This window comes from Streptomyces roseoviridis, assembly GCF_039535235.1.
Taxonomy (GTDB): domain Bacteria; phylum Actinomycetota; class Actinomycetes; order Streptomycetales; family Streptomycetaceae; genus Streptomyces; species Streptomyces roseoviridis.
In genome coordinates, this window is the sequence record NZ_BAAAWU010000001.1 from 6,357,899 (window position 1) to 6,382,575 (window position 24,677).

General features: G+C 74.5%; 23 protein-coding genes and 2 pseudogenes. 12 read left to right on the forward strand and 13 right to left on the reverse strand.

Annotation, left to right across the window (positions count from 1 at the left end):
- The first annotated feature begins 97 nt into the window (after positions 1 to 97).
- Positions 98 to 1,270: an acyl-CoA dehydrogenase family protein gene (locus tag ABD954_RS28775; RefSeq protein ID WP_345490332.1), complete on the forward strand. Its 1,173-nt coding sequence runs from the start codon at positions 98 to 100 to the stop codon at positions 1,268 to 1,270.
- Here the strand turns inward: ABD954_RS28775 and ABD954_RS28780 are convergent.
- The gene (locus ABD954_RS28780; protein ID WP_345490334.1) at positions 1,233 to 1,508 is read right to left on the reverse strand and encodes a hypothetical protein; all 276 of its coding nucleotides are present in this window, start codon (positions 1,506 to 1,508) and stop codon (positions 1,233 to 1,235) included. The genes ABD954_RS28775 and ABD954_RS28780 overlap by 38 nt on opposite strands.
- A gap of 363 nt (positions 1,509 to 1,871) precedes the next feature.
- Entirely contained in the window at positions 1,872 to 2,240 is a 369-nt protein-coding gene (locus ABD954_RS28785) for a hypothetical protein (protein WP_345490336.1), read from the reverse strand.
- A 225-nt stretch (positions 2,241 to 2,465) separates the two neighbouring features.
- Between ABD954_RS28785 and ABD954_RS28790 the strand changes: the two genes are divergently transcribed.
- The 4 genes from ABD954_RS28790 to fxsA all read left to right on the forward strand — a co-directional run bounded on the left by ABD954_RS28790 (position 2,466) and on the right by fxsA (position 6,575).
- Positions 2,466 to 2,906, forward strand: a complete 441-nt coding sequence (locus ABD954_RS28790) for an Lrp/AsnC family transcriptional regulator (protein ID WP_189976755.1) — start codon at positions 2,466 to 2,468, stop codon at positions 2,904 to 2,906.
- Positions 2,907 to 2,985: 79 nt separating this feature from the next.
- Complete coding sequence (locus ABD954_RS28795) at positions 2,986 to 4,596, forward strand: amidohydrolase (RefSeq protein ID WP_345490340.1); 1,611 nt, start codon at positions 2,986 to 2,988, stop codon at positions 4,594 to 4,596.
- A 403-nt stretch (positions 4,597 to 4,999) separates the two neighbouring features.
- Positions 5,000 to 5,779: a polyprenol monophosphomannose synthase gene (locus tag ABD954_RS28800; RefSeq protein ID WP_345490342.1), complete on the forward strand. Its 780-nt coding sequence runs from the start codon at positions 5,000 to 5,002 to the stop codon at positions 5,777 to 5,779.
- Between the two features lie 202 nt (positions 5,780 to 5,981).
- Positions 5,982 to 6,575, forward strand: a complete 594-nt coding sequence (fxsA, locus tag ABD954_RS28805; protein ID WP_345490344.1) for an FxsA family membrane protein — start codon at positions 5,982 to 5,984, stop codon at positions 6,573 to 6,575.
- Positions 6,576 to 6,722: 147 nt separating this feature from the next.
- Here the strand turns inward: fxsA and ABD954_RS28810 are convergent, their stop codons facing one another.
- The 4 genes and pseudogenes from ABD954_RS28810 to yczE form a co-directional block, all read right to left on the reverse strand.
- Complete coding sequence (locus ABD954_RS28810) at positions 6,723 to 7,097, reverse strand: RNA polymerase-binding protein RbpA (protein ID WP_345490346.1); 375 nt, start codon at positions 7,095 to 7,097, stop codon at positions 6,723 to 6,725.
- A 255-nt stretch (positions 7,098 to 7,352) separates the two neighbouring features.
- On the reverse strand, positions 7,353 to 8,756 hold the full coding sequence (locus ABD954_RS28815) for an MFS transporter (protein WP_345490348.1): 1,404 nt from the start codon (positions 8,754 to 8,756) through the stop codon (positions 7,353 to 7,355).
- Positions 8,757 to 8,810: 54 nt separating this feature from the next.
- Positions 8,811 to 9,580: pseudogene (locus tag ABD954_RS28820) on the reverse strand (glycerophosphodiester phosphodiesterase family protein).
- Positions 9,577 to 10,346: pseudogene (gene yczE, locus ABD954_RS28825) on the reverse strand (membrane protein YczE). The pseudogenes ABD954_RS28820 and yczE overlap by 4 nt, the downstream one beginning before the upstream one ends.
- A 132-nt stretch (positions 10,347 to 10,478) precedes the next feature.
- On the opposite strand from yczE, the gene ABD954_RS28830 reads away from it, so the two are divergent.
- Positions 10,479 to 11,978, forward strand: coding sequence for an SCO1417 family PLP biosynthesis transcription factor (locus tag ABD954_RS28830; RefSeq protein ID WP_345490350.1), 1,500 nt, complete (start codon positions 10,479 to 10,481; stop codon positions 11,976 to 11,978).
- Positions 11,979 to 12,057: 79 nt separating this feature from the next.
- Here ABD954_RS28830 and ABD954_RS28835 read toward each other — a convergent pair whose 3' ends face one another.
- Both ABD954_RS28835 and ABD954_RS28840 read right to left on the reverse strand, forming a co-directional pair.
- Positions 12,058 to 13,719: a hypothetical protein gene (locus tag ABD954_RS28835; protein WP_345490352.1), complete on the reverse strand. Its 1,662-nt coding sequence runs from the start codon at positions 13,717 to 13,719 to the stop codon at positions 12,058 to 12,060.
- Between the two features lie 37 nt (positions 13,720 to 13,756).
- On the reverse strand, positions 13,757 to 13,951 hold the full coding sequence (locus ABD954_RS28840; RefSeq protein WP_128976945.1) for a hypothetical protein: 195 nt from the start codon (positions 13,949 to 13,951) through the stop codon (positions 13,757 to 13,759).
- A gap of 302 nt (positions 13,952 to 14,253) precedes the next feature.
- On the opposite strand from ABD954_RS28840, the gene ABD954_RS28845 reads away from it, so the two are divergent.
- Both ABD954_RS28845 and ABD954_RS28850 read left to right on the forward strand, forming a co-directional pair.
- Positions 14,254 to 14,652, forward strand: a complete 399-nt coding sequence (locus tag ABD954_RS28845; protein ID WP_345490355.1) for an ankyrin repeat domain-containing protein — start codon at positions 14,254 to 14,256, stop codon at positions 14,650 to 14,652.
- Positions 14,653 to 14,896: 244 nt separating this feature from the next.
- Entirely contained in the window at positions 14,897 to 16,318 is a 1,422-nt protein-coding gene (locus ABD954_RS28850; protein ID WP_345490357.1) for a HEAT repeat domain-containing protein, read from the forward strand.
- A gap of 338 nt (positions 16,319 to 16,656) precedes the next feature.
- Here the strand turns inward: ABD954_RS28850 and ABD954_RS28855 are convergent, their stop codons facing one another.
- The 5 genes from ABD954_RS28855 to ABD954_RS28875 are packed head-to-tail and all read right to left on the reverse strand — an operon-like array spanning position 16,657 to position 20,515.
- Positions 16,657 to 17,520, reverse strand: a complete 864-nt coding sequence (locus ABD954_RS28855) for a 5-oxoprolinase subunit C family protein (protein WP_345490359.1) — start codon at positions 17,518 to 17,520, stop codon at positions 16,657 to 16,659.
- Entirely contained in the window at positions 17,517 to 18,143 is a 627-nt protein-coding gene (locus ABD954_RS28860) for a 5-oxoprolinase subunit B family protein (RefSeq protein WP_345490361.1), read from the reverse strand. The genes ABD954_RS28855 and ABD954_RS28860 overlap by 4 nt, the downstream gene beginning before the upstream one ends.
- Positions 18,140 to 19,024, reverse strand: coding sequence for a LamB/YcsF family protein (locus tag ABD954_RS28865; protein WP_345490363.1), 885 nt, complete (start codon positions 19,022 to 19,024; stop codon positions 18,140 to 18,142). Before ABD954_RS28865 ends, ABD954_RS28860 begins: the two co-directional genes overlap by 4 nt.
- A gap of 37 nt (positions 19,025 to 19,061) precedes the next feature.
- Entirely contained in the window at positions 19,062 to 19,238 is a 177-nt protein-coding gene (locus ABD954_RS28870; RefSeq protein WP_345490365.1) for a hypothetical protein, read from the reverse strand.
- Positions 19,235 to 20,515 carry an MFS transporter gene (locus tag ABD954_RS28875; protein WP_345490367.1) on the reverse strand — a complete coding sequence of 427 codons (1,281 nt, stop codon included), beginning with the start codon at positions 20,513 to 20,515 and terminating at the stop codon, positions 19,235 to 19,237. The genes ABD954_RS28870 and ABD954_RS28875 overlap by 4 nt, the downstream gene beginning before the upstream one ends.
- Before the next feature lie 156 nt (positions 20,516 to 20,671).
- On the opposite strand from ABD954_RS28875, the gene ABD954_RS28880 reads away from it, so the two are divergent.
- From ABD954_RS28880 to ABD954_RS28895, 4 genes are all read left to right on the forward strand, one after another.
- Positions 20,672 to 21,367, forward strand: a complete 696-nt coding sequence (locus tag ABD954_RS28880; protein WP_345490369.1) for a GntR family transcriptional regulator — start codon at positions 20,672 to 20,674, stop codon at positions 21,365 to 21,367.
- Between the two features lie 210 nt (positions 21,368 to 21,577).
- Positions 21,578 to 23,104 carry a hypothetical protein gene (locus ABD954_RS28885; RefSeq protein ID WP_345490371.1) on the forward strand — a complete coding sequence of 509 codons (1,527 nt, stop codon included), beginning with the start codon at positions 21,578 to 21,580 and terminating at the stop codon, positions 23,102 to 23,104.
- Positions 23,101 to 23,781, forward strand: coding sequence for a hypothetical protein (locus ABD954_RS28890; protein WP_345490373.1), 681 nt, complete (start codon positions 23,101 to 23,103; stop codon positions 23,779 to 23,781). The genes ABD954_RS28885 and ABD954_RS28890 overlap by 4 nt, the downstream gene beginning before the upstream one ends.
- Positions 23,778 to 24,674, forward strand: a complete 897-nt coding sequence (locus ABD954_RS28895) for a hypothetical protein (RefSeq protein WP_345490375.1) — start codon at positions 23,778 to 23,780, stop codon at positions 24,672 to 24,674. Before ABD954_RS28890 ends, ABD954_RS28895 begins: the two co-directional genes overlap by 4 nt.
- The last annotated feature ends 3 nt before the right edge of the window (positions 24,675 to 24,677 follow it).

Consider the following 24,677-nt stretch of genomic DNA (forward strand, 5'->3'; position numbering starts at 1 on the left):
CCACCGCCGCCTGCCGACCCCGCGCCCGGCCGTCTCCGGGGCAGCATCGGCGCAGTGCCCCGGCCCGAGGGGCCGCGAGAGGGAGGAGTGCGCCGCCATGTCCGACCGCGCCCCGCAGCCCGTGGAACGCCGGCTGCCCACCGAGGAGGCCCGGGAGCTGTTCGCCCTGGTCCGGGAGATCGCCGCCCGGGAGGTCGCGCCGCACGCCGCCGAGGAGGAGGCCGCCGGCCGCTTCCCCCGCGAGCTCTTCGCGCTGCTCTCCGCCTCGGGCCTGCTCGGGCTCCCGTACGACTCCGCCTACGGCGGCGGCGACCAGCCGTACACCGTCTACCTCCAGGTGCTGGAGGAGCTGGCCGCCGCCCGGCTCACGGTGGCGCTCGGGGTCAGCGTGCACAGCCTGTCCTGCCACGCCCTGGCCGCCTTCGGTACCGAGGAGCAGCGGGCCGCGCACCTGCCGGCGATGCTCGGCGGCGGTCTCCTCGGCGCGTACTGCCTCTCCGAGCCGTCCTCGGGCTCCGACGCGGCCGGCTTGCGCACCCGGGCGGTCAGGGACGGCGACGACTGGGTGCTCGACGGCACCAAGGCGTGGATCACCCACGGCGGGGTCGCCGATTTCTACACCGTGATGGCCCGGACCGGCGAGGAGGGGCCGAAGGGCATCACGGCGTTCCTCGTGCCCGGCGACGCGCCGGGTCTGAGCGCCGCCGCGCCGGAGCGGAAGATGGGCATGAAGGGCTCGCCGACCGCCCAGGTGCACCTCGACGGCGTCCGCGTCCCCGACGCGCGGCGGATCGGGGCGGAGGGGCAGGGCTTCCCGATCGCGCTCGCCGCCCTGGACTCGGGGCGGCTCGGCATCGCGGCCTGTGCGGTCGGCCTCGCCCAGGCAGCGCTGGACACGGCCGTCGGGTACGCGCGCGAGCGGCGGCAGTTCGGCCGGCCGATCGCCGACTTCCAGGGCCTGCGCTTCCTGCTCGCCGACATGGCCACCCAGGTCGAGGCGGGCCGGGCCCTGTACCTGGAGGCGGCGCGGCTGCGCGACGAGGGCCGGCCGTTCGGCCGGCAGGCGGCGATGGCGAAGCTGTTCTGCTCGGACGCGGCGATGCGGGTGACGACGGACGCGGTGCAGGTGCTCGGCGGCTACGGCTACACCGCGGACTTCCCGGCCGAACGGTTTCTGCGCGAGGCGAAGATGCTCCAGATCGTCGAGGGCACGAATCAGATCCAGCGGGTCGTCATCGCACGTCACCTTGCCGGACCAGAGTCCCGTTGACGCGTACGGTGCGGTCGGCCCAGACGGGGCCGGCGGCGAGGCGGCTCCATTCCTGGTCGCGGTGGCCCGGCAGGGTCCTGCCGTGGCTGGCCCACAGGTGGAGCATCGCGGTGTAGATCGGGGGGTCGCCGAGGTGTCCGGCCGAGGGCGCCTGGTGTGCCGCGGGAGCGCTCGTCTGCCTGGCGGCGGGGGAGTCCGGTGCGGCGGCGGGGCCGGGCACGGGGGTGGGCACCGGCACCGGTACAGGGGGCGGCAGCGGCGCGGAAACCTCGCGCTGAACCGATTCTTCAAAGTGCGGCCCGGACTGTCGATGCCGGCCGTATCCGCTGGGTGTCGTATACAGCGTGGTCATGCCGGGACCAACGCTTCGGCCCGCCCCGCGGTCACCGCCCGGGACCGTAGAGCGGAAGTTCGAGGCGTCCCCGGCCATCCTCCGGGCCGGTCAGGGCCGCCCGCCCCCTCCGTCCCGCCCGTCCGGCGTGACGCGCCGTCAGGTCCGCGCTACGCCCCCGCAGGGGCCTCGGAGCGCCACGGCGGCCCGGTCCTGCACCACGCCGGCCTCGCGGCGATGGTGCAGGGGTGCTGCCGGTGGGGGCCGGGGTCAGGCCGCGCGGCGCAGCTGGGTGCGCTTGATCGGCCGCGAGCCGGGACCGCCGACGTGCGAGAACGGCTGCGTCCGCCAGTCCAGGCCCTGGGGGAGCGTCAGGAGCAGGGCGGTGTCCTGCTCCTGGACCTCCAGGGTCTCGTCCGCAGGGCGCGTGTCGGCGGCGGACCGGCCGGTGCCGGTGCAGACCGTCAGGACGAAGGGGTTCCACGGCGTCGGGCAGAGCGCGTGCTCCGGCAGGACGTCCTCGTCCGCCAGCAGCGCGATCGGCTGCTCGCAGTCCGGGCAGATCACCCGGTACATCTCAAAGGTGTCGTACGCGTCGAACTCGTCGGACGTGTCGACGGAATCAACAGGCTCCTGCATGGAGAATCTCCCCCTCGGAACGGGTCGGCCGGATCTGGGTGGCCTCGACCACAGCAAGCAATTCCCATACGGCCCACCGCATAACCGTGAGGTCACGCTCCAGCCGCCGCAAATCCTGTGGCGTTCGTCACATGCCGCTCGCAGGTGCCCCATGGATGCCCAAACTCTGGGATACGGCGCCCTCCCGACTGTGCCCCCGACCCTCCGTGGCAATAGGGTCACCGCATGGAGGAGCTGGATCGTCAGATCGTCGAGTTGCTCGTCAAGGACGGGCGCATGAGCTACACCGACCTGGGCAAGGCCACCGGCCTGTCCACCTCGGCCGTACATCAGCGCGTCCGCCGCCTGGAGCAGCGCGGAGTCATCCGCGGTTACGCCGCCGTCGTCGATCCGGAGGCCGTCGGCCTGCCGCTCACGGCCTTCATCTCGGTGAAACCCTTCGACCCCAGCGCCCCCGACGACACCCCCGACCGGCTCGCCGACATCCCCGAGATCGAGGCGTGCCACAGCGTCGCGGGGGAGGAGAACTACATCCTCAAGGTGCGCGTCGCCACGCCGCTGGAACTCGAGCACCTGCTCAGCCGCATCCGCTCCCAGGCCCACGTCTCCAGCCGCACCACGGTCGTCCTGTCGACCCCGTACGAGGCCAGGCCGCCCCGCATCTAGCACCCGCCCGGCACCCGTCCCGGGCCGGGCCGGGGCCCCGGCGGACGAACCGCGTCCCCTCAGGTCCTAGCCTGGTCGCATGAGCGCGTACGAACACCGCACCGTGCTGCTGCGCGGTGGAGAAGTCCACAGCCCCGCCGACCCCTTCGCCACCGCCATGGTCGTGGAGCGCGGACACGTCGCCTGGGTGGGCTCGGAGGGCGCGGCCGACGCCTTCGCCTCCGGCGTGGACGAGGTGGTCGACCTCGACGGCGCGCTCGTCACCCCCGCCTTCGTCGACGCCCACGTGCACACGACCGCCACCGGCCTCGCGCTCACCGGGCTCGACCTGTCCGCCGCCGCCTCGCTCACCGAGGCGGCGGACGCGATCCGCGCCCACGCCGCCGCCCGCCCGGCCGACCGCATCCTCATCGGCCACGGCTGGGACGCCGCCCGCTGGCCGGAGCGTCGCCCGCTCACCCGTGCCGAGCTGGACGACCTCACCGGCGGCCGACCGCTCTACCTCACCCGCATCGACGTCCACTCCGCCGTCGTCACCACCGCCCTGCTCGACCTCGTGCCCGGCGTCCGCGCGCTCACCGGCTTCCACGACGGGCAGCCCCTCACCGGTGACGCCCACCACGCCGTCCGCGCCGCCGCCTACGCCGCGCTCTCCCCGAGCCAGCGCACCGAGGCCCAGCGCGCCGCCCGGCAGCACGCCGCCTCCCTCGGCATCGGCACCCTGCACGAGTGCGGCGGCCCGGAGATCTCCTCGGAGGACGACTTCACCGGACTGCTCGACCTCGCCCGCAGCGAGCCCGGACCCCGGGTCGTCGGCTACTGGGCCGACCTCGACGTCGAGCGGGCCCGCGCCCTCGGCGCCCTCGGCGCGGCCGGCGACCTCTTCGCCGACGGCTCCCTCGGCTCCCACACCGCCTGCCTGCACGAGCCGTACGCCGACAGTGCCGGCGCCGGCGTCGCCCACCTCGACGCGGACGCCGTCGCCGCCCATGTCGTCGCCTGCACCGAGGCGGGTCTCCAGGCCGGTTTCCACGCCATCGGCGACGCCGCCGTCGACGCGGTGGTCGACGGCGTCAGGACCGCCGCCGAGAAGCTGGGCCTCGCCCGGATCAGGGCCGCCCGCCACCGCGTCGAGCACGCGGAGATGCTCAGCCCCGAGTCGATCGCCGCCTTCGCCGAGCTGGGCCTGACCGCCTCCGTGCAGCCGGCCTTCGACGCGTACTGGGGCGGCGCGGACGGCATGTACGCCGACCGTCTCGGCGCCGAGCGGGCCCGCACCCTCAACCCGTACGCCGCCCTGCTGCGGGCCGGTGTGCCGCTCGCCTTCGGATCCGACAGCCCGGTCACCCCGCTCGACCCGTGGGGGACCGTGCGCGCCGCCGCCTTCCACCGCACGCCCGAGCACCGGATCTCCGTCCGCGCCGCCTTCACCGCGCACACCCGGGGCGGCTGGCGCGCGGTCGGCCGCGACGACGCGGGCACGCTCGTGCCCGGCGCGCCGGCCGACTACGCGATCTGGCGCACCGGCGAGCTGGTGGTCCAGGCGCCGGACGACCGGGTGGCCCGATGGTCGACCGACCCCCGCTCCGGGACGCCCGGTCTGCCCGATCTGTCCCCCGGTGGCGAGCTGCCCGTCTGCCTGCGGACCGTCGTCTTCGGGCAGACGGTGTTCGTCCGGCCGAACGAGTGACGTAAGGGCATTCCCCACCGCCGTCCGGCTCCCGCCGGGCTCGCCCGCGACCTGCGGATCTTTGCGGCCGCTGTGCAGAGACGGTTCATCACCGCAGGTCAAACGGCTGTTGACAGCGGGCCGCCACCGGCCGGTAGGTTCGGCGCGTCCACCACGGACGTCCGACCGGTCTCGAACCTCCACGCAGGCACCGAACGCCGCCCGCGCCTCGGGGGCGAGGGAAGGTTCTGCCGGCGGAGGGTGCGACCCGGGTGGGGCCCCGGTGTTCAGTAGACAACGGCCTGGAGTCGATCCGCAGCCAGCGGGTCCCGGGTCGGCCCGAAGGACGCCGGGCCCCGATCCCGCACCCCGTGCGCGGGGCTCGCTATGGTGGGGGCTCGCGTATGTATCCGAAGGGGCAGTAGTGAACGACGGTGGCCAGAGGCGTTACGGCCCGCTCGGCAAGGCCTTGGTGATCATCCCCACGTACAACGAGGCGGAGAACATCAAGCCGATCGTCTCGCGCGTACGGGAGTCCGTGCCGGAGGCGCACGTCCTCGTCGCCGACGACAACAGCCCCGACGGCACGGGGAAGTTCGCCGACGAGCTCGCCGCCGAGGACGATCACGTCCACGTGCTGCACCGCAAGGGCAAGGAGGGCCTCGGCGCCGCCTACCTCGCGGGCTTCCGCTGGGGCATGGAACACGGCTACGACGTCCTGGTCGAGATGGACGCCGACGGCTCCCACCAGCCGGAGGAACTGCCGCGGCTGCTCACCGCCCTCAAGGGCGCCGACCTGGTGCTCGGCTCCCGCTGGGTGCCCGGCGGCCGGATCGTGAACTGGCCGAAGTCCCGGGAGTTCATCTCCCGTGGCGGCAGCCTCTACTCGCGCCTCATGCTCGACGTCCCGATCCGCGACGTCACCGGCGGCTACCGGGCCTTCCGCAAGGAGACGCTGCAGGGCCTCGGCCTCGACGACGTCGCCTCGGCCGGCTACTGCTTCCAGGTCGACCTGGCCCGCCGCGCGGTCGCGGCCGGCTTCCACGTGGTCGAGGTGCCCATCACCTTCGTGGAGCGCGAGGTCGGCGACTCCAAGATGAGCCGCGACATCCTCGTCGAGGCGCTGTGGCGGGTCACCGGCTGGGGTCTGACGGCCCGCGCGCAGAAGGTCGGCAAGCTGCTCGGCCGCAAGCCCTCGCACTGAGGGGGCCGGGTCCTCGGAGGTGGGAGCCGGTCGCCTCGCACCGCCGCGCCGGCTCTGCCCGCGCCGGGGGAGCGGGCCCTTTCGGGCCGAGCCGGCTCTTTCGGGCCGAGCGGGCCGGCTCTTCCGCGCCGGTCGCGCCCGCCCCTCGTGCCTGGTCCCGCCTTTATGACGTTCCTGCGGGCCGCCAGGCACACTGGGGGACATGACGACCGGCGCACCGCCTCCCCTCGCCCCGAAGCGCTCCCGCGCGCGTACGTTCCTTCCGCTGGCCCTCGCCGCATGGCTGGTCCTGGAGATCTGGCTGCTCACCGTCGTGGCGGACGCGGCGGGCGGCCTGACCGTCCTGCTGCTGCTCGTCGCCGGCGCCGTGCTCGGTGCCACCGTCATCAAGCGGGCCGGACGGCGTGCCTTCGCCAACCTCACCGGCACCTTCCAGCGCGCCCAGGAGGCGGCGCTGCGCGGCGAGGCGCCCACCGCCGCCGACCGGACCGGCGCGGAGGACCGCAACGGCTTCCTGATGCTCGGCGGACTGCTGCTGATGCTCCCCGGCCTGATCTCGGACGCGGCCGGGTTGCTGCTGCTCGTACCGCCGGTGCGCACGGCCGTCGGGCGGTACGCGGAGAAGGCGGTGGAGCGCCGGATGGGCGCCGCACCGCACGGAAGCCTCCAGGACGCCTTCCAGCAGGCCCGCATTCACCGGCCGGACGGGAAGGTCGTGCAGGGTGAGGTCGTCCGTGAGGACACTCCGCAGGGGCCCGAGCGGCCGCGGGGCTCGCGCCCGCCCCTCACGCCGTAGCGCGTGGCGGGCGCGACGGGCCCGCCCCCGTACCGTACGCAGACGCCGCGGGGCCCGGTACACGGATCGTGTACCGGGCCCCGCGGCGTCTGTTCGTTCTCTTCGTGCTGTCGGGCCGTGCTGCCGTCCGGCGGGCGGACGGTCGCGTCAGGCGGACTTGCGGCTGTCGCGCGGATGCACGGCGATGTTCATGGCGCCGGACCGAAGGACCGCCAGCCTCTCGGCCAGGACCTCCTCCAGCTCCTCGCGGGTACGCCGCTCCATGAGCATGTCCCAGTGCGTACGCGCAGGCTTGCCCTTCTTCTCCTCGGGGCCGTCCCCGTCCACCAGGAGCGCCTGGCTTCCGCAGATCTTGCACTCCCACTCCGGCGGAATCTCCGCCTCGACCGAGAAGGGCATCTCAAAGCGATGTCCCTTCTCGCATGCGTACTCCACCGCCTGGCGCGGGGCCAGATCGATGCCGCGGTCGGTCTCGTAGCTGGTCACCACGAGGCGCGTGCCGCGAAGAGCTCGCTCACTCATGAATCGTGCCTCCCGGGCTTGTCGCCCACAGGACAGGTGTCGCTGTCGTCGTCATCCGGTCAACGTCCGGTCGGCGGTAAAGATTCCCGTTCCGGGTCATGCGTCGCCCGTCGTGCCGCCCCTTGTTGTACCCACCAGTGCCCGTTTTGTCACATCTGGCAGCAGATGTCACTCAACGCCATCACCAAGACAGCGCGCAGTAACGGTCCGCCTGGCAGGCCAAACGCGTACACTACCGCCCTTTCACTCCCGCGTCTAAATCCGGTCGGGAACGGGGTTCCCCGCCGCCGCCACCGCGCGCCGCACCGGGACCCTCGCGAGCAGGACGAAACCGGCGGCGAAGAAGATCACCAGGGAGATGATGGCATCCCGGTAGCTTCCGGTCAGCTGATACGCGAGACCGAACACCAACGGCCCCAGCCAGCTCAGCCCCCGGTCGCTCATCTCGTACGCGGAGAAGTACTCCGCCTCCTTGCCGCGCGGCACCAGATGCGAGAACAGCGACCGCGACAGCGCCTGGCTGCCGCCCAGCACCAGACCGATCGCCGCCGCCAGGCAGTAGAAGAACACCGGGGCGCCGGCCGGCAGGAAATAGCCCGCGGCCAGGATCGCCGTCCACACCGCGAGCGACCCGAGGATCGTCCGCTTCGCCCCGTACGACCGGGCCAGCCGGCCCATGCCGAGCGCCCCCGCGACCGCGAGGACCTGCACCAGCAGCACCGCCGTGATCAGGGTCGTCTGGTCCAGGCCCAGCTCCTCGGACCCGTAGATCGACGCCTGCGAGATCACCGTCTGCACGCCGTCGTTGTAGACCAGGTACGCGAGCAGGAACGACAGCGTCAGCGGATGCCGGCGCATGTCCTTGAGCGTCGCCACCAGCTGCCGCCAGCCGCCGACGGCACCCTCCCCGCCGGCCTCCGCGTCGCCGTTCTCCCCGTCGCCGGTCCGGCCCTCCCCGGCGGCCGTCACGGCCGGGCGGTCCCGCAGCCGCCGCAACGGCACGAGCGCGAACACGCCCCACCACAGCCCCGCCGACGCCAGGCAGATCCGCACCGCCGTGCCCTCCGCGAGCCCGAAGGACTCGTGCCCGGAGTACAGCACCAGGTTCAGGACCAGGACCAGCGCCCCCGAGGAGTAGCCGAACGCCCAGCCGCGCGACGAGACCGCGTCCCGCTCGTCCGGCTCCGCGATCTGCGGCAGGTAGGCGTTGTACAGCGCCATCGCCACCGCGAAGGAGGCGTTCGCCACGATCAGCAGGAACGCCCCGAGGAGGTAGCGCTGGCCCTCCAGGAAGAACATCCCCGTCGTCGCGGCCGCGCCCAGATACGCCGCCACCCCGAGCAGCGGCTTCTTGCGGCCCGTCCGGTCGGCCGCCGCCCCGGCCAGCGGCATGGCGAGCACCGCCACCACCAGCGAGGCCGAGACGGAGTAGGCGAAGAGCGACCCCGCCCGGACCGGAATGCCCAGCGGGTGCACGAACCCCTCGGGGTCGGCCGCCGCCTTGGCCACCGAGGTCAGATACGGCCCCAGGAACACGGTCAGGACGCTCGTGGAGTACACCGAGCACGCGAAGTCGTAGAAGTACCAGCCGCGCTGCTCGCGTCTGCGCCCGGCGGGGTCGGCGGTCCGCCCCTCCGGGTCGGTGGTGTCGGCCGTCACGTCCGCGCCCCCTCGTTCGTCCCCGTCGACGGGACGCGCGCTGGGCCCGGGACCTCAGACCCACAGCCCCCGGTCGGTGAGCACCTCGCGCAGCGTCTCCAGATGATCGGTCATGATGCCATCCACGCCGAGGTCGAGGAGGGCGTTCATCCGCGCCGGATCGTTCACGGTCCACACGTGCACCTGGAGTCCGCGCGCGTGCGCCTCGCGCACGAAGCGCCGGTCGACGACGGGGACGCCGGCCTGGCGCTCCGGGACCTGGGCGGCGACCGCGCCCGCGCGCAGCGGCGCCGGGACGCCCAGCGAGCGCAGCCGCAGCCCCACCACGCCCTTCACGCCGTACGAGGTGGCGAGGCGCTCGCCGGCCAGCTTCTGTGCCCGCGCCACCCGGGCCTCGGTGAAGGAGCTCACGCACACGCGGTCCCAGGCGCCGGCCCGGCGGATCGTGTCGAGCAGCGGGACGAGGGCCGACTCGGTCTTCAGGTCCACGTTCCAGCGGGCGTCCGGAAACTCCGCCAGGAGGTCCGCGAACAGCGGCAGCGGCTCCTTGCCGGCCACCCGCGCCTCCCGGACGGCCGCCCACGGCAGGTCCGGATCCGGCCCCCGGTGTCGGTGACCCGGTCCAGGGTCGCGTCGTGGAAGGCGACGAGGACCCCGTCCGCGGTCGTGTGCACGTCCGTCTCGAAATAGCGGTAACCGGCGGCGGCGGCCCGCCGGAAGGCGGCCGCCGTGTTCTCCAGGCCGTCCGCCGTGCCGCCGCGGTGGGCGAAGGGGATGGGGGCCGGGTGGTCGAGGTAGGGGTGGCGGTGGGGTACGCGAGTCACCGCCGCAGTATGGCCTGCCGGGGTGACGCGGGAGCGACCGGATCGGATCCAGGATCCTGGATATTGGATCCACGATCCTGCTCCGGGCCGTCCGTGACGGCCCGGCGGCCAGAGCCTGCCGCGGTGCCGGAGCCTGCCGCTGTGCCGGAGCCGGCCGGGGCGTCCGGGACGGCGAACCACCGCAGGAAGAACTGCGCCAGCGGACCGATCGACAGCGCGTACAGGACGGTTCCCGCCCCCACCGAGCCGCCGAGCACGAAGCCCGTGGCCACGACCGCCACCTCGATCGCCGTGCGGACCAGCCGGATCGACCGGCCCGTCAGCCGGTGCAGGCCCGTCATCAGGCCGTCGCGCGGACCGGGGCCGAAGCGGGCCGCGATGTAGAGGCCCGTGGCCATGCCGTTGAGCACGATGCCGGCCGCCATCAGCGCGATCCCGGCCGGCAGTCCGGTGGTGTCCGGCACCAGGGCCAGGGTGCCGTCCATCGCGAGACCGATGACGAAGACGTTGGAGACGGTGCCCAGGCCCGGCTTCTGCCGGATCGGGATCCACAGCAGGAGCACGACCGCCCCGACGACGATCGAGACGACGCCGATGCTCAGCCCCGTCCGCTCGGCGAGGCCCTGGTGCAGCACGCCCCAGGGCTCGAGACCGAGCCCGCCGCGCACCAGGAGCGCCGAGCTGATGCCGTACAGCGCGAGCCGGCGTAGAGCTGGACGAGCCGGCGCGTCAGGTGCCGGCCGCGGAGGCCGGAGGCGATGGACAAAGGAGTGCCTCCCTGGGGACGGCCGGTCGGGTGGACCGGCCTTGGCTGGTGTCGGTGGACTGGTTCATGCCACTCTGTGGCGGGGGACGACATGCCAACCATGGCCAATTCGCGGAAGGTGGACTGATTTCCATGGCCCAGTGGACTTCGGCCGTGGGGCCGGCCCAGCTCGCCCGTCAGCTCAAGGCGCAGCAGCCGCGCCCCGCCGTGCCCGGCGCCCGCAAGCCGCCCGCCTACCGCGCCCTCGCCGACGGCATCCGCCTGCTGGTCCTGGAGGGCCGCGTCCCGGTCGCCGCACGGCTGCCCGCCGAACGCGAACTGGCCCTCGCCCTCACGGTCAGCCGGACCACCGTCGCCGCGGCCTACGAGGCGCTGCGCGCGGAGGGCTTCCTGGAGTCGCGGCGCGGCGCCGGCAGCTGGACCGCCGTCCCGGCCGGCAACCCGCTGCCCGCCCGCGGCCTCGAACCGCTGCCCCCGGAGTCGCTCGGCTCCATGATCGACCTCGGCTGCGCGGCGCTGCCGGCGCCCGAGCCCTGGCTCACCCGCGGCATCCAGGGGGCCCTGGAGGAGCTGCCGCCGTACGCCCACACGCACGGCGACTACCCGGCCGGACTGCCCGCGCTGCGGCAGATGCTCGCCGACCGCTACACCGAGCGTGGCATCCCCACCATGCCCGAGCAGATCATGGTCACCACCGGTGCCATGGGCGCCATCGACGCCATCTGCCACCTCTTCGCGGGCCGCGGCGAGCGGATCGCCGTCGAGTCCCCCTCGTACGCCAACATCCTCCAGCTCATGCGCGAGGCCGGTGCCCGGCTCGTGCCCGTCGCCATGGCCGAGGGCCTGCGGGGCTGGGACGTGGCCCGCTGGCGCCAGGTGCTGCGCGACGCGGCCCCCCGCCTCGCGTACGTCGTCGCCGACTTCCACAACCCCACCGGTGCCCTCGCCGACGAGGACCAGCGCCGGCAGCTGGTGGAGGCGGCCCGGTCGGCCGGGACGGTCCTGGTGGTCGACGAGACGATGACCGAGCTGTTCCTCGACGAGGACCTGGAGATGCCCCGGCGGGTCTGCGCCTTCGACCCGGCCGGCGCCACGGTCATCACCGTCGGCTCGGCCAGCAAGGCGTTCTGGGCGGGCATGCGGATCGGCTGGGTGCGCGCCTCGCCCGACGTCATCCGCTCCCTGGTCGCCGCCCGCGCCTACGCCGACCTCGGCACCCCCGTCCTGGAGCAGCTCGGCGTCAACTGGCTGATGCGCACCGGCGGCTGGGAGGAGGCCGTCGCGCTGCGCCGCGCCCAGGCCCGGGAGAACCGCGACGCCCTGGTCACCGCGGTCCGCAGGGAGCTGCCCGACTGGGAGTTCGAGGTTCCGCGCGGCGGTCTGACCCTGTGGGTGCGCACCGGCGGCCTCTCCGGCTCCCGCATCGCCGAGGTCGGCGAGCGGGTCGGCGTCCGGGTCCCCTCGGGCCCGCGCTTCGGGGTGGACGGCGCCTTCGAGGGCTACGTCCGGCTGCCCTTCACGGTCGGCGGCCCGGTCGCCGAGGAGGCCGCCGTCCGCCTCGCCGCCGCGGCCCGCCTGGTGGAGTCCGGCGCGGGCGGGGGCGTCGAAGGACCGCGGTCCTTCGTGGCGTAGCGACCGCGCGCCGACGCGGGTACGACGAGAGGGCGGCCGCACCCCCGGGGGTGCGGCCGCCCTCTCGTCGTACCGGTGTTCAGCCCTCCGCGGCGACGGGGGAGGGCAGCGGCGTCGCGGCCGGCTCCGTGCGGTGGGCGGGAGCCGGTTCCCTGCGGTGGGTCGGGGCCGTGTCGGCGTCCAGGTCCGGTTCGGATGCCGGCTCCGGGGCCGTCCCGGCCGCGGGGACGACCGCCGTCCCGCGCTCCGGCAGGAGCTCCAGGACCGCCCGGCGGTGCGCCTCGCTGGTCGCGTCGTCGTACGGGTCGGGGGTGGCCGGCACCTGGAGGCGCAGCACCGGGCCGGTGCCGAGGCGGGCGTAGCCGCGGCCCGGCGGCACGTCGGGGACCGGGGTGGTGTGCGGTTCGGCGCCGAGCACCGCCGCGATCTGCTCGCGCGATGCCGGGCCGAGCACGACACGCGCGCGCGTGTGGCCGCGTACGGTCTCGCCCAGCGTGTCGACGCTGTCGAACTGCTCGGCCACGACGACCGTGACCTGGGCCGCCCGGCCGTGCCGCAGCGGCACCTGGAGCAGGTCCTGCGGGTCGGGGCGGCCGTCGGCGGCGGCGAGGTGGCCGAGGACGCTCGGCCGGTCGAGCAGGATCCACAGCGGGCGCCGGGTGTCCTCGGGCGCGGGGCGGCCCGCCTGGCGGGCGCGGTTGGCGGCGATCAGCCGCCGCTCGGTCTCGTGCGCGGCCCATTCGAGGCTGGTGAGCGCGCCGGAGAGGCCGCACTCCACGGCGAGGACGCCGTCCCGGCCGACCAGGCAGGCGTACTCGCCGGTGCCGCTGCCCTCGACGATCAGCACGTCGCCGTGGGGCAGGGCCTGGAGGGCGATCGAGCGCAGCAGCGACGTGGTGCCGCTGCCGGGCTGGCCGACGGCGAGCAGGTGCGGCTCGGTGGAGCGGGGGCCGGTGCGCCACACGACGGCCGGGGCGTCCTCGGTGCCGTCGGGGGCCCGTACGGGCACGGTGCGCTGCACCGCGTCGGCGTCGGTGAAGCCGAGCACGGTCTCGCCGGGCACCGTCACGAAGCGCTGGGCGGCGATGGTGGTGGGCAGCGCGGGCAGCACGTGCATGGTCAGCCGGTTGCCCTCCTCGTCCCAGTCGAACAGGTACTCGCGGCCGCGCCCGGACTTGGCGTGCAGCAGGTGCTCGATGCGGGCCCGGGCGGCCGGCTCGCCGTCGGTGAAGTACGGGGGGTAGGAGATCCGCAGCCGGGTGAGGCGGCCGTCCTCGTCGAAGGCGTAGTCCCCGAAGGCGGCGCTCCAGTCGCCGCCGTGGGCGAAGAGCGGCTCGGGGTCCTCGGGCAGCGACAGGTAGGGCACCAGGGCCTCGTAGAGGCCCTTGAGCCGGGCGATCTCGGCGTCGTCGGGCCCGGTCTTGACGACCGGGCGCTCACGTCCCTGCCAGGCGGCCGCGCCCATCACCGTGACGAGGGCGAGCAGCGGACCGTACGGCACGAGGGCGACGACCAGGACGCAGGCCGCGACCAGGAACAGCGTGGGACCGCGCCGTTCCTTGGGGGTCGCGGCCCACTTGGCGCGCGCGGTCGCGGCCAGCTTCCGCAGACCACGCGAGACGGTGATCAGCGGATGGAGCACGTCGGTGGCGCTGTCGGCGGCCGTGCGCGCGATCTCTCGGCTGCGAGCGATCTGTGCGCTGCCGCTGCTCAGAATGCGGGGGAGTGGTCGCCGGGCCACGTCGTACTCCTGGAGTGGTGGGGGGAGGTGAGGGGCGTCAGAACTTGATCCCGCCCAAGAGGCTGGCGAGGCTCTGGCCGCCCGCGGTGATGCTGGGGGCGATCGCGGTACCCGCGAGGTAGAAGCCGAAGAGCGCGCAGACGAGCGCGTGCGAGGCCTTGAGTCCGTCCTTCTTGAAGAACAGGAAGCAGATGATGCCGAGCAGGACGACGCCTGAGATGGACAGGATCATGAGGTGTTCTCCTGGTTGAGGGGACAGTCACCATGAGTCCTTCCAAGTTCACAGCAAGTATCTATGTGATTAAAGGTGCATATGGGTGAATGGCTGGCGATTTCACTTGACCGGCGGACGCCCGGGGCATCTCCGGGTGACGGAACGCGCGGGTTGCGGTAGAGCGCCGGCCCGGTCACGAGCTGCGGTGATCCTTGCCGCGGACGCGCCGCCTCATGTCGCCCGACGGGCAGTACCCTGTCGATTCACTCGTACGGCCGCGCCCGCCGTGCGCGGGACGGCAAGGAGAGGCAGGACACACGATGAGCGAGCACGAGACCCCGGACCCCGAGGTCGTCGAACTGGCCTCCAAGGTCTTCGGTCTGGCCCGGGCGGGGGACGCGGTGGCCCTGGCCGCCTATCTCGACGCCGGCGTACCGGCGAACCTCACCAACGAGAAGGGCGACTCCCTCGTCATGCTCGCCGCCTACCACGGCCACGCCGAGGCGGTCACCGCCCTGCTGACCCGGGGCGCCGACGCCGACCGCGCCAACGACCGCGGCCAGACGCCGCTCGCCGGTGCCGTCTTCAAGGGCGAGGACGCCGTCGTCCGGGCCCTCCTCTCCGGCGGCGCGGATCCGGAAGCGGGGACTCCGTCCGCGGTGGACACCGCACGCATGTTCGGGAAGACGGAACTGCTCGAACTCTTCGGAGCTCGGTGAACAACGGCTGAACCCCAGGTGAGACGGCGCCGTAAATGTGGTCGCGGTGGCGAAATGGGTGGGTCATCATGACGTCGGGCCCGCAGGGGGCCACCGACGAGAGGCAGAGGAAGATGGTCACTGGCAAGCGCAGGACGACAACGGGCGGCCCGACATGTTGCCGCACGGCCTAGGCGAACAGCCTGACCCGGTTCACCCCGGTTTCCACCCGGTCGTGTCGACAGCTTGATGTGAGGCGTCTTCCATGTTCGATCCAGTCATAGCGCCGAGCGGCACCCTGCTCGGCCTGCTGCAGAGGGGCCGCGGCGACGGCACCCTCCACGCGCTCGCCGCGCCACGCCCCGAGGCCCTCGCGGCCCTCAACCACTGCGTTCTCGACGACCCCCGCCACGACTGGCAGGTCGAGAACCGCTCCCTCTACTACGCCCGGCTCTACCTCGACCTCCACGGAGGTCTGGAGGAGATCGAGGCGCACCTCTTCGGTGCCGAGGACCACCTCGACACCGAGGAGTCCAGGACGGGGCTCGCGCTCTCCGTCCTCGGCCACCTGGCCTCCTACGGCCGCCAGGACGCCCTGGTGCTCCTGCGGCGGTACGCCGCCGCGGGGACCAACTGGGCCTGGGCCCTGGACGAGCTCGCGCTGCGCGACGACGACGCCGGCCTGCGCGCCCTCGCCCTGCCGGTCCTCGCCCGCTTCCCCGCCACGGCCGAGGGCGAGGCCGAGCTCGCCGCCACCGTCCGCGACGCCTTCGAGCCCCGTCCCTGGCGCCTGTGGGCCGAGGACGCCAGGGAGTCCGTCGGCGCGCGGATCAGGGCCGCCCGCGAGCAGGGCTCCTTCGACCGCTGGCAGCGGCAGCTCCGCCCGACCGGACCCCGGCCCGGCTGGAGCGTCCAGGCCGTCCTCGACTGGGCCCAGGAGGGCCACGAGCGCGGCGCCGAACTGTACGGCCCCGCCGCCCGCTGCCTGGTCGCCGTCGCCGGACCCGAGGACCGCGAGACGATCCTCGCCGCCGCCGGCAGCGGACCGGACGGCGCCCGCTGCGCCGCCCTGCACTACCTCGCCGAGTCACAGGACCCCGCCGTCCTCGACCTCGTCGAACGGGCCGTCGCCGACGGCCCCCGCACCGTCGCGGACGCCGCGGTCGCCGCGTACCAGCGGATGAGCGGCGAAGCCGCCGTGGACCGCGCCCGCGGCTGGATCCACCGCCCCGACGCGCTCGGCTCGGCCGCCGCCGGAACGCTCGCCCACCGCGGCGGCACCCAGGACTCCCCCCTCGTCCTCGGCGCCCTCCGCGAGACGGTCCGTTCCCAGGGCCCCGACGCCCCCGCCCTCTACCCCCTCGTCGACGGCGCCGGCCGCCTCGGCATCGCCTGCGCCGCCCCCGTGCTGCGCCACATCTACCGCGAGACCGCCTCCTCCCAGCTCCGCGGCCGCACCGCCCGGGCGCTCGCCGCCACCGACGCCGGCTTCGCGACCGGCTTCGCCGTCGAGTGCCTGTGGGACTGCGAGGAGACCACCCGCGAGCTCGCCGCCCTCCACGCCGAGACCGGAGACGTCCGCGTCGCCGAGCGCCTGCGCCGCCTCGCCGCCGACCCCGCCGAGGAGGCGGAGGTCCAGACGGCCGTACGGAACCGGATAGGGCCGGACCTCGATCTGCAGGTCTGACGCCCCGCTCCCGCGGGGAGCCGGGCCGGGGGCGGCCGCCGACGGCGCCCCCGGCCCCCCGGGTCCACTCCGCCACCGCCACCGCCCGGCTGCTCGTGGCCCGCACCGGAGAAGCCCCGCCCGGGGTACGCCTCCTGGGGGCGTCGACCGGGGTGCCGGGGTCAGCGGTAGGGCACGAAGCGCACCACGGTCCCCGGCACCGCCTGTGCCGCCCGCGCCAGATCGGCCTCCCGTACCACCGCCGCCGCCCGGCTGTTCGCGGCCCGCACCGGAGAAGCCCGGCCCGACGGTACGCCTCCCGGGGTACGCCTCCTGGGGGTGTCGGCCGGGTGCCGGGGTCAGCGGTAGGGCACGAAGCGCACCACCGTCCCCGGCACCGCCTGCGCCGCCCGCGCCAGATCGGCCTCCCGTACCACCGCCACCACCGGATAGCCGCCCGTCGTCGGGTGATCGGCGAGGAACACCACCGGACGGCCGTCCGGCGGCACCTGCACCGCGCCCAGCGGCATGCCCTCGCTGGGCAGTTCACCCTCGACGGCCCGCTCCAGGGCCGGGCCCCGCGTGCGCAGCCCGATGCGGTTGCTCGCCGACGACACCCGCCACGCGCGCGTGGCGAGCGTTCTCAGCGCGGCGGGCGTGAACCAGCCGTCACGGGGCCCGAGCCGGACCCGCAGGACGAGCTCGTCCGGCGGGCCCGGCCACGGGGCGGCGTCGACCGGCCCCCGTACGGCCGTGGCCGCCCCCAGCGGCAGCGCCGTCCCGTCCGCCAGCGGCGCCGGGCCGAGCCCGGACAGCAGGTCGGTGGAGCGGCTGCCGAGCACCGGGGCGACGGCCACCCCGCCGTCGAACCCCACGTACGAGCGCAGCCCGCGCACCGCCGCGCCCACCTCCAGGACCTGTCCGGGCGCGAGCCGTACGGGCGTGCCCCAGGCGGCGGGCCGCCCGTCCACGGTCACCGGGCAGGGTGCCCCGCCCACGACGGCGGTCACCGCGCAGCGCGTCCGCACCGCGCACCCGGTGAGCGTGGTCTCCAGGACGGCCGCGCCCTCCTCGTTGCCGAGCAGCCGGTTGACGAGCCGCACCGCCTCCGGATCGAGCGCGCCGGAGCACGGCACGCCCAGGTGCGCGTACCCGGGGCGCCCCAGGTCCTGCACGGTGGTCAGCGCCCCGGCCCGTACGACCGTCAGGGCACGGTCGGTCATCGGCCCGCCACCGTGAAACGCACCAGGGTGCCGGGGGAGAGCAGCGCGGCCGGCTCGCGGGCCGGGTCCCACAGCACCGCGTCCGTCGTGCCGATCAACTGCCACCCGCCGGGCGATGAACGCGGGTACACCCCCGTGTACGGCCCCGCGAGCGCGACCGAGCCGGCCGGGACGGCGGTGCGCGGGGTGGCGCGCCGCGGCACCTCGTAACGGCTGCCGAGCCCCGTGAGGTAGCCGAAGCCCGGCGCGAACCCGCAGAAGGCGACCCGGAACCGGGTCTCCGAGTGGATCCGCACCGCCGCCTCCACCGACACCCCCCACAGCTCGGCCACGTCGGCGAGGTCGGGCCCGTCGTAGCGCACCGGGACCTCCACGGACGCCGCCACGCGCGCGTGCAGCACGGGAACGTCCCAGGAGCGCAGCTCGGCCGCGAGCCGGTCGGGAGCCGCCACCCCCTCCAGGAGCACCGTCCGCGCCGCCGGAACGATCTCCCGCACGGCGGGCAGCGTGCCCGCCTCCCGCCGGCGCAGCAGCTCGGCGTGGAACGCCTCCGTCGCCTCGCCGCTCACCAGCTCGACCAGCAGCCCCCGCTCGCCGACCCGGAACACCTCGCGGGCCCTCATGCGAAGGCCTCCACCCGGACTCCCTCCGACTCCAGCCGCGCCCGCACCCGCCGGGCCAGCTCCACGGCCCCCGGCGTGTCGCCGTGCAGGCACAACGAGCGGGCCCGCACGGCGACCGAGCGCCCGTCGTGCGCGGTGACCGCGCCGAACCGGGCGATGGACAGCGACCTCTCCACCACCTCCGCCGGATCGGTCACCACGGCGCCCTCCTGCCCCCGTGGCAGCAGGGTGCCGTCGGCCCGGTAGGCGCGGTCGCCGAACGCCTCGCCGACGACGGGCAGCCCGGCCCGCACGGCGGCCTCGTGCAGCCGTGACCCGGGCAGCCCGAGGACGGGCAGCCCCTGACCGGACGGCTCGTGAGCAGACGGCTTGTGACCGGCCGGCTCGTGAGCCGCCGGCTCGTGAGCGGACGGCCGACGACCGGCCGGTCCGCGATCGGCTGATCCGTCCTCGGACGAACGGCCCGAGGCGAGGAGCACCCCTTCGACGACGGCGGCCGCCTGTTCCTCGTCACGCACCACCCGGTTGTAGAGCGCGCCGTGCGGCTTGACGTACGCCACCCGGGAACCGGCCGCACGGGCGAACACCTCCAGTGCGCCGATCTGGTACGCGACCTCCGCCGCCAGCTCGGCCGGCGGCACGTCCATGGCACGCCGGCCGAACCCGGCCAGGTCGCGGTAGGAGACCTGGGCCCCGATCCGTACCCCGCGCTCCGCCGCCAGCTCGCAGACGCGCCGCATGGTCACCGCGTCCCCGGCGTGGAAGCCGCAGGCCACGTTGGCGCTCGTGACCACCGAGAGCAGCTGCTCGTCGTCGGTCAGCGTCCAGCGGCCGAAGCCCTCGCCGAGATCGGCGTTGAGGTCGATCGAGACCGGGGTCATGAGAGGTTTCCTTTCCTTCCGTGCAGAAGAGCACGATTCAGCGCACGATGCCGCCCGGGAGGTCGGTGCGCGGATCGGCGTCCGGGATGCCGGTGCGCGGATCGGGGTCCGGGGAGGCCCGGTCGGCGGTGGGGCCCGTCGCTCCCGCGCGGGCACGCGCGCGTGCGGCACGTGGGACGCTGACGCGGGCGGGGTGGGCCGCGGGGCGGCTCATACGAGTTCCCTCCCGCGGGTCTCCGGCAGGCCGAGCAGGGCGAGGACGGCGATTCCGTAGCCGACGGCGCCGAACACCAGGGCGCCTCCGACGCCCCAGCTGTCGGCGAGGAAGCCGACCAGGGTGGGGAAGAGCGCACCGACCGCGCGGCCGGTGTTGTAGGTGAGGCCCTGACCGGTGCCGCGGACGGCCGTCGGGTAGAGCTCGGCCAGGAAGGAGCCGAAGCCGCTGAAGATGGCCGACATGCAGAAGCCGAGCGGGAAGCCGAGGACCAGGAGCAGGTCGTTCGCCCCCGCCGGGATGTGGGTGTAGGCGAGAACGGCGAGCGCGGAGAGGACGGCGAAGAGCGCGATGTTGTTCTTCCGGCCGAGCCGGTCGGTGAGGTAGCCGCCCGTGAGGTAGCCGATGAAGGCCCCGGAGATCAGGAAGGTCAGGTAGCCGCCGGTGCCGACGACCGTCAGTCCGCGCTCGGTCTTCAGGAAGGTGGGCACCCAGGTGGCGAGCGTGTAGTAGCCGCCCTGCACACCGGTCGAGAGCAGCACCGCGAAGAGGGTGGTGCCGAGCAGCGGCCTCTTGAAGACGGCGGTGAACGAGCCGCGGTCGGCGCTCGCGCGGCGCACCTCGGCCGCGTGCGGGGCGTCCTCGACGTTGCGGCGCACGTAGACGATGAGCAGGGCGGGCAGGGCGCCGGTCCAGAACATGACCCGCCAGGCGGTGTCGGCGTCGACGAACTGGAAGACCAGCGTGTAGACGATCACGGCGAGGGCCCAGCCGGCCGCCCACGCGCTCTGGATGCCGCCGAGCGTACGGCCCCGGTGCCGCGCGGAGGCGTACTCGGCGACCAGGATCGCGCCGACCGCCCACTCGCCGCCGAAACCGAGGCCCTGCAGGGCGCGGAAGACCATCAGCGTCTCGTAGTTCGGCGCGAAGCCGCACAGGACGGTGAAGAGGGCGTAGGTGGCGACCGTGATCATCAGCGCCCGCACCCGTCCGATCCGGTCGGCGAGGATGCCGGCGAGCGCGCCGCCGACGGCCGAGACCACCAGGGTGACGGTGGTGAGCAGGCCGGTCTGTCCCTTGTCGAGGTTGAAGTAGGCGGCGATCGCCACCATCGACAGCGGCAGGGTGAAGAAGTCGTACGAATCGAGGGCGTAACCGCCGAAGGCGCCGCCGAACGCGCGCCTGCCGCGCGGTCCGAGAGCGCGCAGCCATGCGAACGCGCCGGTGTCGTCGGGCCGTTCGTCGCGGGCCTGCTGCCGGGTCCTGGTCGTGCTCATCTGCACCTCGCAGAGGGAGGAGGAGTGAGGAGCGGTGCGGTGTCGTTCAATGTAGGGATTGTTGAACGATCCGACAAGGGACGTGTCGGCTCGTTCTTGTCTCCGCGACGGTTCCTGCGATTGACTCGCCGCGGACGACGGAGGGAACGCAGCACCATGGACGGATTCGGCGAACTGGCCGACGACCGCGCCCTGCTGGGACGCACGAGCACGGCGGAGCGAGTCGCCGACATCCTGCGCACCCGGATCGCCGAGGGCTTCTTCCCGCCCGGCACCCGCCTGTCCGAGGAGAGCATCGGCGGCGCCCTCGGGGTGTCCCGCAACACCCTGCGCGAAGCCTTCCGGCTGCTCACCCACGAACGGCTGCTCGTCCACCGGCTCAACCGGGGCGTCTTCGTCCGGGTCCTCGCCGTCGAGGACGTCGCCGACATCTACCGCACCCGCCGGCTCGTCGAGTGCGCCGTCGTGCGCGGGCTCGCAGAGCCGCCGTTCCCCGTCGACGGCCTCGCCGCCGCGGTCGCGGAGGGCGAGCGGGCGGCACGGGCCGAGGACTGGAAGGGCGTCTCCACCGCCAACATCCACTTCCACCGCGAGCTCGTCGCCCTGGCGGGCAGCGCCCGCACCGACGAACTCATGCGCGGTGTGCTCGCCGAACTCCGTCTGGCCTTCCACATGGTGGACGACCCGCGCGGACTCCACGAGCCCTATCTCATACGAAACCGGGAGATCCTGGACGCCCTGCGGTCCGGAGACCGGGACCGTGCCGAGCAGCTCCTCACCCGCTACCTGGACGACTCCCGCACCCGTGTCGCCGACGCGTACGCGAAGGCCGTCGACGAGCCGGAGGGTTGAGCCCACGCGGGCACGGGCCCCGCGGAGCGGGGAGCCCGCGCCGGGACGGGTCCCGCGCACCGGGCGACGGGTGACGGGGCGCGCTCGCCCCGGCGGGTCCCGCCTGTGGCCGTAGCCGTGGCTGTGGCTGTGGCTGCGGCTGTGGCCGTGGTCGCGGTCGCATAAGCGCCGTTTCGACCGTTGTCAGTTCGAGGACCTACTCTGTGCACCGTGACTTCGCCTGCCTCGACGGACCTCGCTCCGCCCCAGCTCAGCGCGGGGCCGCGCCCCGCGCAGGGCCCGGCCGCCGACGAAGGGCTCGCGCGGCGGCTCCGCGCGCTCGCGTGCACCGCGCCCCTGCACGACCTGGACGCGCGCAAGGCGAACCTGGCCGGTGAGTACTCGGTCTACGCGATGGCCGAGATCGCCCTCGCCGCGATCGACCTCGTCACGCTCAACATGGACTTCGACACCGGAGCCGACAGCGAGCAGATAATCGCCCGGCTGCTGCCCCGCGTCGCCGCCCAGGCCCCCGAGCGCCCCGCCGCCGAGCACGAGCGGGTCGCCCGCTGGGTCCTGGAGAACCTGATCAACGTCGGCAGCGTCGACCGCGGCTTCCGCGCCGTGTACGGGACGTTCGGCGCGGACGGCGTCTACGTCCGTCGCGACTACGACTTCAAACTCATCGAAGAGGTCCCCGGCTACGGCGGCGGCGTGTACCTGCGTACGACGGACGAAGCGGTCAACGTCCTCGTCGGCGCCCTCGACACGGACGTCACCAGCGCCCAGATCGCCGCCGAGGTGAAGCTGGAGGTCCTCATCAACCGGGGCCGCCTCGCCGACGCCCAGCTCGCCGCGGAGCAGGCCCGTTACCGGACCGTGCAGTACGCGGAGACCCTCCGCAAGACCCTGGAGGCCACCCGGCGCAACGTCCGCGCCGTCGACTGGCTCAACGCCGTCCCCGACATGATCGCCGAGGCGCTCGACCACGTCGCCGACCGCTACCGCCACGAGAACGCGATCCTCACCAACATCCGCAAGGCCCGCGACGAGGCGGAGGACCAGGAGCACAAGCGCCGCGCCGCCGAGCTCGTCGACATCGTCAAGGACTGCATCCGGCGGCACACCCAGCTCCAGTCCCGCCTCCTGGAGGCCGGCCCCCTCTTCCGCGCCGAACAGGACCGCCAGGCCTTCGCCGCGCCCACCGCGTACACGGGCCTCGACCTGTACGGGCAGCTGATCGCCCCGGTCCTGCCACTGCCCGTGGAGCAGGCCATCAAGGTCACCGACGCCTTCTTCGCCCACGGCACCGGGCTGCGCACGCCCGCCTCCGTCCGCGTCGGCGACCTCGTCGACCTCCTCCTCACCCCGCCGGTGGAGCGCCAGCACCTGGGCGCCGAGATGCCCGAGCCGGACCTGATCGCCACTCCCGACGACAGCCGCTTCAGCGAGGAGCAGCTGGCGAACGCCATGGAGCTCCTCGACCTGGAGCACGACGCCCCGCGCCGCCTCTCCGGCCTCCTCGCCGACGCCCGCCGCCTCGACCCCGACCTCCCGTACCTGGTCGCCCTCCTCGCCGTCCACGCCGCCAGCCCCCCGGTCGGCACGGCCTACCGCCAGGGCGAGGAACGCCTCCTCTTCGCCGTCGACGACGGCACCCCCCTCGACGACCCCGAATTCGGCGGCGCCGACCTCATCGTGGGGACGGCCCTCCTCGACGCCGCGGGCATGGCGGCCGACCGCACGGAGGCCACGTGACCACCCCGGACCCGACCGACCCCACCGCCGGCACGCCCGCGACGCCCACGCCGCCCGCGGTCGGGGTGCGCCATTCGCCCGCCGCGCGCGTGGCCGCGACCGAGCGGGTGCCCTCGACCGCACCGGAGGCCGCGCCTCCGGCCGCCACGCCGGAGCCCGCCTCGACCGCTGCGGAGGCTGCTGCCGACCCGGCGGCCTCCCCCGCCGCCGCCTCGACCGTTGCGGCAGCCGCTGCCGCGCCGGCGGACTCCGGCGCCCCGGCGACCTCCCCCGTCGCACCGGCGTCCGCCGCCACCCCCGTCGCCCCGCAGGCCGGGCCCCCCGGCATGCTCCCCGAGCACTCTCCGCGGCCCGACGCACCGCCGTACGGGGAGCGCACCCCGCCCGGGGCGTCCGGCCCCGAGGTCCCCGTGCCGGCCCTCCGGGTGACGCGCGTCGCCGTGGAGCGGCCCGTGGAGAAGCGGTCGGAGCCGGGCGGGGACGGACCGCGGGTCGCGGCCGTCGTCGTGGGGGACGCGAGCGCGCCGGTGGCGCGGCCGTTCGTGCGGGCGGTGCCGCTGCCGCGCGGGGAGGAGGCCCCCGCGGAGCCGGTGGCCGCGCCCCCGCCCGTCGCCGTCACGCCCGTACGCCTTCCCCTGCCCGAACCCACCCACCGTCCCGAGGAGCCCCAGCCGTGAGCGAACACCACGTCGAGCACACCGACGCGTGGAGCGAGCCGGAGGCCCCCCAGACCCCCACCGCGACCGCCGCGGTGACGCCCGCCGACGCGGCCGACGCCGCCCGGCTCGTCTCCTTCGGGCTGCAGCCCAAACTGCTGCCCGCCCGTGACGCCGAGTACGCCGAGCTGCTCCGCCGCTACCGCGAGGACCCCGCCTTCGCGCGCCTCGCCGACGCCGTCGCCACCGGCCTCGGCCTCGTCGTCCTGGAGGTCTCCCCGCGCGCCGGCATGGCCGTCACCGCCGGCGAGGACTCCGTCTTCGCCGTCCGCATGGGCGACTACGCCCGCCGTGCCTCCACCGACTCCGCCGACCGGTTCCTGCACGGCCTCGCCCACCTCGCCGTCGCCGCCATGGCCTTCCCCCGCCCCGAGGACCTCGCCGACGACGGCTACATCGGCCGGCTCACCGTCAACGGCGTCGACGCCTTCGTGCGCCAGGCGTGCCGCCGACTGGAGGAGCGCGCCGAGCAGCAGGGCGAGAACACCGATCCCGAGACCGACGCGCCCGGCCTGGAGGCCGCCTGGCGGATCTACGCCCGCCGCAGCGCCACCGGCGCCACCAAGGACGCCCGCCGGCTCGCGGGCTCCACCACCGGCATCGTCGGCAAGGCCGTCGCCTTCCTCACCGACTCCGGCTTCCTCCAGCGCACCGGCGACGAGTCCGGCGGCTCCTACCGCACCACCGCCCGCTACCAGCTCCAGGTCCGCGACATGGCCGGCAGCGCCGCCCTCGCCGAGCTCCTGGACCTCGGCATCGTCCCCGTCAGCGACGGCACCGCCACGCTCCTGCCGCCGCCGGACGGCGACGACCTGGAGATCGCCGCCGACGCGGGCCTGCCCTTCCACGCCTGATCC

Bases quoted from the DNA above. Each gene is read 5' to 3' on its own strand.
- ABD954_RS28840 (WP_128976945.1), bottom strand. From the start codon at position 13,951: ATGATCCTGTCCATCTCAGGCGTCGTCCTGCTCGGCATCATCTGCTTC.
- ABD954_RS28775 (WP_345490332.1), top strand. From the start codon at position 98: ATGTCCGACCGCGCCCCGCAGCCCGTGGAACGCCGGCTGCCCACCGAG.
- ABD954_RS28875 (WP_345490367.1), bottom strand. From the start codon at position 20,515: ATGAGCACGACCAGGACCCGGCAGCAGGCCCGCGACGAACGGCCCGAC.
- ABD954_RS28785 (WP_345490336.1), bottom strand. From the start codon at position 2,240: ATGCAGGAGCCTGTTGATTCCGTCGACACGTCCGACGAGTTCGACGCG.
- ABD954_RS28845 (WP_345490355.1), top strand. From the start codon at position 14,254: ATGAGCGAGCACGAGACCCCGGACCCCGAGGTCGTCGAACTGGCCTCC.
- ABD954_RS28860 (WP_345490361.1), bottom strand. From the start codon at position 18,143: ATGAGGGCCCGCGAGGTGTTCCGGGTCGGCGAGCGGGGGCTGCTGGTC.
- ABD954_RS28795 (WP_345490340.1), top strand. From the start codon at position 2,986: ATGAGCGCGTACGAACACCGCACCGTGCTGCTGCGCGGTGGAGAAGTC.
- fxsA (WP_345490344.1), top strand. From the start codon at position 5,982: ATGACGACCGGCGCACCGCCTCCCCTCGCCCCGAAGCGCTCCCGCGCG.
- ABD954_RS28870 (WP_345490365.1), bottom strand. From the start codon at position 19,238: ATGAGCCGCCCCGCGGCCCACCCCGCCCGCGTCAGCGTCCCACGTGCC.
- ABD954_RS28790 (WP_189976755.1), top strand. From the start codon at position 2,466: ATGGAGGAGCTGGATCGTCAGATCGTCGAGTTGCTCGTCAAGGACGGG.
- ABD954_RS28865 (WP_345490363.1), bottom strand. From the start codon at position 19,024: ATGACCCCGGTCTCGATCGACCTCAACGCCGATCTCGGCGAGGGCTTC.
- ABD954_RS28830 (WP_345490350.1), top strand. From the start codon at position 10,479: ATGGCCCAGTGGACTTCGGCCGTGGGGCCGGCCCAGCTCGCCCGTCAG.
- ABD954_RS28855 (WP_345490359.1), bottom strand. From the start codon at position 17,520: ATGACCGACCGTGCCCTGACGGTCGTACGGGCCGGGGCGCTGACCACC.
- ABD954_RS28850 (WP_345490357.1), top strand. From the start codon at position 14,897: ATGTTCGATCCAGTCATAGCGCCGAGCGGCACCCTGCTCGGCCTGCTG.
- ABD954_RS28810 (WP_345490346.1), bottom strand. From the start codon at position 7,097: ATGAGTGAGCGAGCTCTTCGCGGCACGCGCCTCGTGGTGACCAGCTAC.
- ABD954_RS28880 (WP_345490369.1), top strand. From the start codon at position 20,672: ATGGACGGATTCGGCGAACTGGCCGACGACCGCGCCCTGCTGGGACGC.